Here is a 6,919-nt window from a genome sequence, read left to right as displayed (position 1 = left end):
CGGTGTACATCGGCGCGTAATCGCGCAGCCAGAGATGGTAGCTCGCCGCAACGTGAAAGCACCAATCGCAGCCGCGCATCGCGGCGGTGAGCATTGCGCGGTCGCCGATGTCGCCGCTGACGCGCTCAAACTCCACGCCCTTCAATCCGCGCAAATCGGTATTCGGCCGCAGCAATGTCTTCACAGAATGGCCGCATGCCACCAGCTCATGGACGAGATTTGCGCCGATGAACCCGGACGCGCCGGTGACAAAGCATCGCATGACCTGGTTATTGAATATTTTAACCGCGCAAATTCAATTTAATTTGCTGCGCGCAAGACCGCTGTTCTGAGAGCGATTCTACAAAAGCGAAGGAGGGCGAACCCGGGCTTGACGAATCGCGACCTTGGCCATGCGGAGGATCCCTGAATTGGGCGGCTTCGGGAACCTGTTAAGACTTTTACGCGCGGTTCCTCACGTTGATTCATTCCATTGTGCCACTTTGACTGAGCCACTGCACCTTTCGGCGCGAAACCGTGACGCAATCGCAACTCGCCGGCTTGATGGCCGTGCTATTTTCCAGCGTCCACCCGGATTTGGTAAAGATAACGAAGTACGGGCGCGGTCAACCGGAGTTGTGTGGCCGCCAGAGCCTCCTTTTGCCGCGTTGTTTCACCCGTTTCGTCGCGAATCTTTCCCAGCTCGCCGGCATCAAGCCAGCAACCACCGCAGCCGGGGCATTCATCAATTTCCACCAGCCGTTTCGCGCTGAAATGACGCCGTTTGAGTGTGAAGCCGTCGCATTTCGGACAGGCGCGTTTGCGGTTGAAATCCACGCGCAGCTTCGAGTCCCGCTCGATGTTGACCAGCCATTCCCCGGCTGACTCGTCCGGTTCATCCACCTGCTGAAGCTCGAACGCGTCGAACCACACGCCGCCGCAGCTGCCGCGGCAGACATCCGCAGTCAGTCTGCCGATGGTCACAGAGGTGAGAGGGTTGAAACAGGCGGGGCATTTCATGGATCTTGTGGGTTATCGGCTGCGGCGCAAACCTATCGGGACTGCAACCGGTCGTCGCGGATTATTTCAACTGGATCGTTGGTGTGATTTGTTCCGGCACGGCGTTAGTTTCATCGGCGAAAATGACCTTGATCGTGTGAAAACGGTCGGTGCGCCACTGGTCTTCTTTGAGCAGCCAGGTCTTCACGAACTCGGCCACGGTTTTGCGGCATTGTTCGCGCACCAGGGCGATGTGCCGTCCGTCCGCAGCGTATTGGGAGAGCGTCGGCGTAATGCGCTTCTCGAGATCCGCCATTTGCTCGCGGGCATTGAACCGGCCCCAGCCCTCGTCGGATTTCTTTTCCATTTGATCGGTGTGAATCGCCGGCGGCAGGCTGGGACGGATGACAGGGGCGATGACGATGCATGTCTGGCCGGACACGTCCAGTCGCCAGGGATCCGACAACCTCAGATGGTAACGGTACGTCGCCGGCACGCGGATTTCGGAAACCGTCCTGCCGAGGTAAAGCTTGTCCCAAAAAATGCTCTTCTCATCCTGCGCGCGAAAAATCTCCGTCTGTCCGGCTGTGGCCAGTTCGAGGTTGCCCGCGCCCGTGGACGAGATTTCCGGAATGGCGGCGATGAATGTCTTTGTGATATTGCCGCTCATGAATTTTTCGGCAATCGATTCCGCCTTTCGCACCGCATACTCCCCGGCCCTGCCACCGCGAACGAGGGTTTCGTCGTAAGTGCGCTTCGTGACCCACAGGAAAGTCAGAAACGCAAACAGCGCGATCAGTGCCACGATCACGACCACCAGCGGCCAACGGTAGGTCGCCAGCACATGGTTCGGACGCGGAGGCTCAGTTTCCGGGTTCACAATTGATTTCAGAGAAATAGCCCACTTCGTCGCCGCGTGCAATCGTCCAAATCGTTCTCAGCCTCGCGCCGGAAATTTCCGAAGGATTGGCTTGCGCGGCTCGCCCCGCTTCATCATCTTTTATTCAGTCATATTTGACGGGGAAACCCGGAAGCAGAGATCAATCCGGGAAGGCGCAACGGGAAAACCTCCGGGAATGGGCGCGACGAACGGCATGAATAATTATTCCGCAGTCCACGCGCGGACGCGCGGCAACACCGCAAGCGGAGCTTCCCCCGGTCTGTTGGGCAAGCTTGACCCGGCGGTGGCGGAGCGGCTGCGGTTCCTCGGCGCGTTCCTGCGCGAGCCGGCACGTGTCGGCTCACTCGCACCCAGTTCTCCCGCGCTCGCGCAGGCCATGCTCTGCGGATGCGACCTGAAAAGGGCCCGGACGGTCGTCGAGTTCGGTCCGGGTACGGGCGCGTTTACCCGCCCTATTCTCGAGCGCATCGGCCGACATACCGCGTTTTTGGCGCTGGAATTGGATGACGAGCACGTGCGCGGTCTGCGCCAGCGCTTCCCCGGCTTGTGCGTTTATCACGATTCCGCGGAGAAGATTCAGAAATACCTCACACAACATCGCCGGACGAAGGCCGACTACATCATCAGTGGATTGCCATGGGCGAACATGCGGGTGAAAGTGCAGGAACAGATCCTCTCGGCAATTCTCGCCTCGCTCGCACCGGACGGGATGTTCATGACGTTCACTTATGTGCATGCCCGCTGGCTGCCGCGAGCGCGCCGTTTCCGCGAACGTCTGGAGAGCCATTTTGCAGAGGTGAAGACCAGTCGCATCGTGTGGAAGAACGTTCCACCCGCGTTTGTCTATCGATGCTCACTGAACCGGTAGCGACACCGGAAACCCAACAACAACAACCGGCGGCACGCCACCGGACGCGCGAACGCCCGCCGCACGAAAGGTCCCGCTTCCATCCGTCGTTTCGCTTTCTCCCGAACACTTGTGTCGAATCGTCGGCCGGGTCGCAAGTGTCAGGATAGAGGAGCACCTTGCGACAGTCCGCCTTCCCTGTGACGGAAACGCAGCCGGATGGACGAGCCGCTAATCCTTCACCTTGACCTTGGCGTCTCCGGGAAAAGCCGGTCCCAGTTTCACGGCGCACTTCTCACCGCGAATCCAGACAGTCATTCGGCCCTTGCGCCATTCCCAATCCACTCTGCCGAGTCGCGTCGAAAGCCCCTTCACGCCCATGGTCATATCGAGCCATTCCTTCGGAATGCCTGCGCCTACCACCAGCGCTGGTTCTCCGCCGGATTCGTCGAGGTAGGCGAGCATGTCGAGCTGGAGCAGCAACATCTCGGCGGCGGTCCAGTAATGCGGCGTGACGTGCGGCGGCGCGACCCAGCCACGCGCCTGTTCCCAGCGATGAAACGTGTTCTCCTCGTCTTTGCCTTCCCACCAGGTGAACAAACCCGGCGACGCCTGGTTGTCCCAGAACCAGCGCAGATCACTCCACGCTTTCTCCGGCTGCCCAAGCACAAGCCATTGATGCGCCTCCGCGACGTTGAAATAGGTCCAGAGCGGTTCGTCCTTCAGGCGATCTTCGTCGTCATGTGATTTGGCACGGCGTCCGGCCAGTTTGTTTTGAAACGCGTCTTTGTCGGTGACGATCCACGTCGGGTACAGGCCGCAGATGTAAGTGCGCTCGTTGTCGGCTTCCGATGAACCAAACGCTGTTGCCCATGCCTGCTTCAGCACTGCCGCGCGGTCCCGCCAGTCGTTTGCCTCGGCCGTTTTGTCCAATCGGTCCGCGAGTTCCGCCGCGCTGTTCAGGCCGCGATAACTCACCGCGTTGACGAAGAGAACCGGCCGCTGCCAGTCCATTCTGCCCGCGATGAGTCCGTCTTTCGCGGCATCGCAGACAAGGTCAAGGTCGTCGCGGTTGGTGTGTGCCGGAACAATTGGACCGGAGTACGGTTCGCGCAGCGGTTCGGTAGTGGAAAGCATTTTTAGGATCAACCCGGCTTTGCGCTTCGCGTGCGGCCAAAGCCACCGGTCGAACTCCTTGTCGCGCGCAATGGCCGCGACTTCCCCGAGCGCCCAGAGCGCGAGGCCGGGACCGTCCGCTTCCGAACCGAACCCGCCGAAGAAATCGTGCTCGGCGAATGGCCGGCAAAGTTGTTTCGCCACCTCAAGTTGTCCCGCGCGCGCGAGCGCGACGATCGAGTAGGCGCCGTCACGCAGCCAGTTGAGCGGATAGTTGTTCGGATCGCCGGGCCGCGTCTCGTTGTTCACCAGGCCCATCATCAAATGCGCCACCTGCGCATTCAGGCTGTTCGTGAATTTCGGATCGGGCAGGTTGAGCTCGAGTCCGGCCAGGGTTGACGAATAGGCGAGCGGCGTCGTAGGCGGCAGGAGGTTGTCGCGGATGGTGAAAGTCCAGTCACGCGCTCCGCGCAGTTCAAAGCGCGCAAAACCCCAGCCATCCTCGCTGACATATCGGTTCAATCCGGAGCCGGACACTTTCCAGTTTTCCACCTCTTCGTCACCGACCGAAACCGACGCGGGAGCCGGATTTGGCGAGACGGACCACCGTTCGTTGATCCGCAACTGCGGATCGTGCCAGTCGAGCAACCGGACCGCGCCCCCCGCCGGGCCGACGCTGCGAATGACAACAAAGGCCCTTGCGTCGTTTTGTGCCGCGAGATTCAGGTCGAGTTGCCAGCGGCTGTCGCCGGCGAACGACCAGCGCGCGCGGTAATACGGGGTCGTGGTCTGAATCGCCGGCAGTTTCCGGTTCGTCAGCCAGACAAACTGTTGCTGGATTTCGTCCATCGGCAGGCTGCCACTGGTTGCCAGAATTTTCCCGTCGTTGTCCGTGATCCAGATGGAAACGCCGAAGCTGCCGAAGCCCGGACTGAAACTGCCGCCCGGTTCGTGATAGCCCTTGCCCGCTTCGGAACATCCGGGAATGGCCAGTACGACATGGCCCTTGTCACGCGGCCAGGGATCGTCCGGCCGCTGAAGCATCGCGTGGATGACTTCGAGGCGCGGAGATTGCGCTTCGAGAAGTCCCGATGAAAGAGTCGCGGCGACCGCCATCAACGACGCGAACAGGCTTTTCCGTATCATGCGGACGAGTTTCCCGGGACATGGAACGCTTCTCAACCCAAAAAAGCGCCGGGCGGCAGGGGAATTTCCAGCGCGCAAAGTGCGGGTTTGCGACGGGAACAGATCGTTTGTCGGACGCAACCGTTCGAACAAAGCCCCCGGTCAAAACCGGCGCAAAGGAATGCGCGGCAGAGGAACTACGCCGGCGACGAAGCCGGTCCGGCCTTGACGATTTCGAAGATGTTCTGCATGCGCGTCACATCGAACAGGAGTTGCACGCGCGGAGGCGGGTTGAGCAGCAGAACTTTGCCGTTGCGGCTGGTGGCCATCTTGCGCAACGAAATCAGCGCGCCCAGTCCGCAACTGTCGAGAAAACTCGTCTGCGAGAGATCGATCTCGATGTTCTTCGAATCATCGGGCAAAGCCGCGCGAACCTGCTCGCGAAAAGCCTGCGAGTTATCAGCTCCCAGTTCCCTGACGCCGACAACGCTCAGTGTTTCTCCTCTGATTTCAAATTTCATACTTCTTGACGCAAACTGAAACCGTCCCGCCACGCGCCCGCTTGCATAACAGAACCGGCGCGCACTGTAAAGTTACATCTGTGCAAACAACCAACACGACGTGAAGCTATCAATTCCGAACAAGGCGCGCCATCCCCACTTTGGGTTAGCTAATAAGGGGCACTCGCGGCGATGAGCGCTGAAGCGTTACATGGACGCGGCAGCGCATGCGCCGGGGATGAAGACACGTCACCCGCTTTGGTTTGACGTGAGTTTGAAAAACGGTGGACAGCGCGGAATGCCGCGCGGCGTTCGTTACTGTTTTTTCAGATAAATGCTTCCGCCGCTGGTTTCCAGCGACAAAGCCGGACCACCGCCGTTGATTTTCCCCTGAAGAATATTCGGCTTGTGTTCTCCTTTCACAATCGTTGTCACCGGCAAGTCTGTCACTACGCGCCCGCCGCTTGTCCGGGCGTCCACATCGACCGCGACATTCTCCGCCAGACTCGCCTTGATGCTGCCTCCCGAAGTGTGGAACCGGCAGTCACCGCCAGGTTGCGCCGAAATTCGCGCCGTGATGGATCCGCCGGAAGTCGAGGCGTCCAGCGAGCCTCCCACGTCGGCCGCGTCGATGCTGCCACCGGTGGTGCTCACCACGGATTTGCCGCTCAACTTTCCGACTGTGATCGAGCCTCCCGAAGTGTGCGCCTTTGTGTTCCCGGACACTTCACCCAGCTTGATGCTGCCCCCGGAGGTTTCGACATCTACATCGCCCTTGCAACCGGCCACAGCGACGCTGCCCCCTGCGGTCCGGCCCTGTATCGGCCCCTCGATCTGTCCGAAGCTCAGGCTCCCTCCGGCCGTCTGACTGCGGGCTTCGCCGACCAGGTCAGCGACCTTGATGCTGCCGCCGGCGGTCTTGAGATCCACGTTGAATTTTTTCGGCACCGAAATCACGTAACGCACCTGCAGGTTGCGCCCCTTGTCGCGCCAGCTGCTTTTCCAGTCCTTCGCGAACTCCGCATGGACGCGAACCGTGTCTTCGTCCTTGGAAAACTTGATTTCATGGTTTTTCAGGATGTCCTGCGCCGCCGCCTCGCTTTCGCGGCCGACCTTGCGGGAAACGTCGATTTCGACCTGTTCCACATCGGCTGGCTTGACTTCGATGGAACCGCGATCCGCCTCGACCACGAGTTTGCCGCCCGGTTTCGCCGGGAACGATTGGTGCATTTTGTCTTCAACATCGCGCGCCGCGAGGGTGGACGCGCCGGCCAGCAGGGCGCCGCAAAACAGGAAAGTGGCGCGAGCATTGTTCGTCTTCATGTTTTATCTTTCGATTCGATTGTTGTCCCGACGCCGGGATTGAGGATGCAATCCAGGTTCTGGAGCAGACAACACCGACAATCGTGGCAAAGTTTCAGTTTTCCAAACTAAATTATCCGTGCAACGGCG

At 60.0% G+C, this 6,919-nt stretch carries 7 protein-coding genes; 1 reads left to right on the top strand and 6 read right to left on the bottom strand.

The window, feature by feature from the left end:
• The 3 genes from VN887_12410 to VN887_12400 all read right to left on the bottom strand — a co-directional run.
• Positions 1-262: NAD-dependent epimerase/dehydratase family protein (locus VN887_12410; protein HXT40807.1), on the bottom strand; the 262-nt coding region annotated here is incomplete at its 3' end.
• Between the two features lie 290 nt (positions 263-552).
• A complete protein-coding gene (locus VN887_12405; protein HXT40806.1) occupies positions 553-999 on the bottom strand; it encodes a zf-TFIIB domain-containing protein in 447 nt (148 codons plus the stop codon).
• Positions 1,000-1,060: 61 nt separating this feature from the next.
• A complete protein-coding gene (locus tag VN887_12400) occupies positions 1,061-1,858 on the bottom strand; it encodes a hypothetical protein (GenBank protein HXT40805.1) in 798 nt (265 codons plus the stop codon).
• A gap of 196 nt (positions 1,859-2,054) precedes the next feature.
• On the opposite strand from VN887_12400, the gene VN887_12395 reads away from it, so the two are divergent.
• Positions 2,055-2,747, top strand: a complete 693-nt coding sequence (locus tag VN887_12395; GenBank protein HXT40804.1) for a methyltransferase — start codon at positions 2,055-2,057, stop codon at positions 2,745-2,747.
• 210 nt (positions 2,748-2,957) lie between these two features.
• Here VN887_12395 and VN887_12390 read toward each other — a convergent pair whose 3' ends face one another.
• The 3 genes from VN887_12390 to VN887_12380 form a co-directional block, all read right to left on the bottom strand.
• Positions 2,958-4,988 (bottom strand): hypothetical protein, encoded by a 2,031-nt coding sequence (locus VN887_12390; GenBank protein ID HXT40803.1) that lies wholly within the window; start codon positions 4,986-4,988, stop codon positions 2,958-2,960.
• A gap of 176 nt (positions 4,989-5,164) precedes the next feature.
• A complete protein-coding gene (locus tag VN887_12385; GenBank protein ID HXT40802.1) occupies positions 5,165-5,488 on the bottom strand; it encodes an STAS domain-containing protein in 324 nt (107 codons plus the stop codon).
• 294 nt (positions 5,489-5,782) lie between these two features.
• The gene (locus VN887_12380) at positions 5,783-6,790 is read right to left on the bottom strand and encodes a DUF4097 family beta strand repeat-containing protein (GenBank protein ID HXT40801.1); all 1,008 of its coding nucleotides are present in this window, start codon (positions 6,788-6,790) and stop codon (positions 5,783-5,785) included.
• Positions 6,791-6,919: the final 129 nt, after the last annotated feature.

This window comes from Candidatus Angelobacter sp. (assembly GCA_035607015.1).
Classification (GTDB): domain Bacteria; phylum Verrucomicrobiota; class Verrucomicrobiia; order Limisphaerales; family AV2; genus AV2.
Note: the sequence above shows the minus strand (reverse complement) of the source record. Positions and strands in the feature narration are given on the sequence as shown.

Coding starts and splice junctions, on each gene's coding strand:
- VN887_12405 (HXT40806.1), bottom strand. CDS start 999: ATGAAATGCCCCGCCTGTTTCAACCCTCTCACCTCTGTGACCATCGGC.
- VN887_12395 (HXT40804.1), top strand. CDS start 2,055: ATGGGCGCGACGAACGGCATGAATAATTATTCCGCAGTCCACGCGCGG.
- VN887_12390 (HXT40803.1), bottom strand. CDS start 4,988: ATGATACGGAAAAGCCTGTTCGCGTCGTTGATGGCGGTCGCCGCGACT.
- VN887_12385 (HXT40802.1), bottom strand. CDS start 5,488: ATGAAATTTGAAATCAGAGGAGAAACACTGAGCGTTGTCGGCGTCAGG.
- VN887_12380 (HXT40801.1), bottom strand. CDS start 6,790: ATGAAGACGAACAATGCTCGCGCCACTTTCCTGTTTTGCGGCGCCCTG.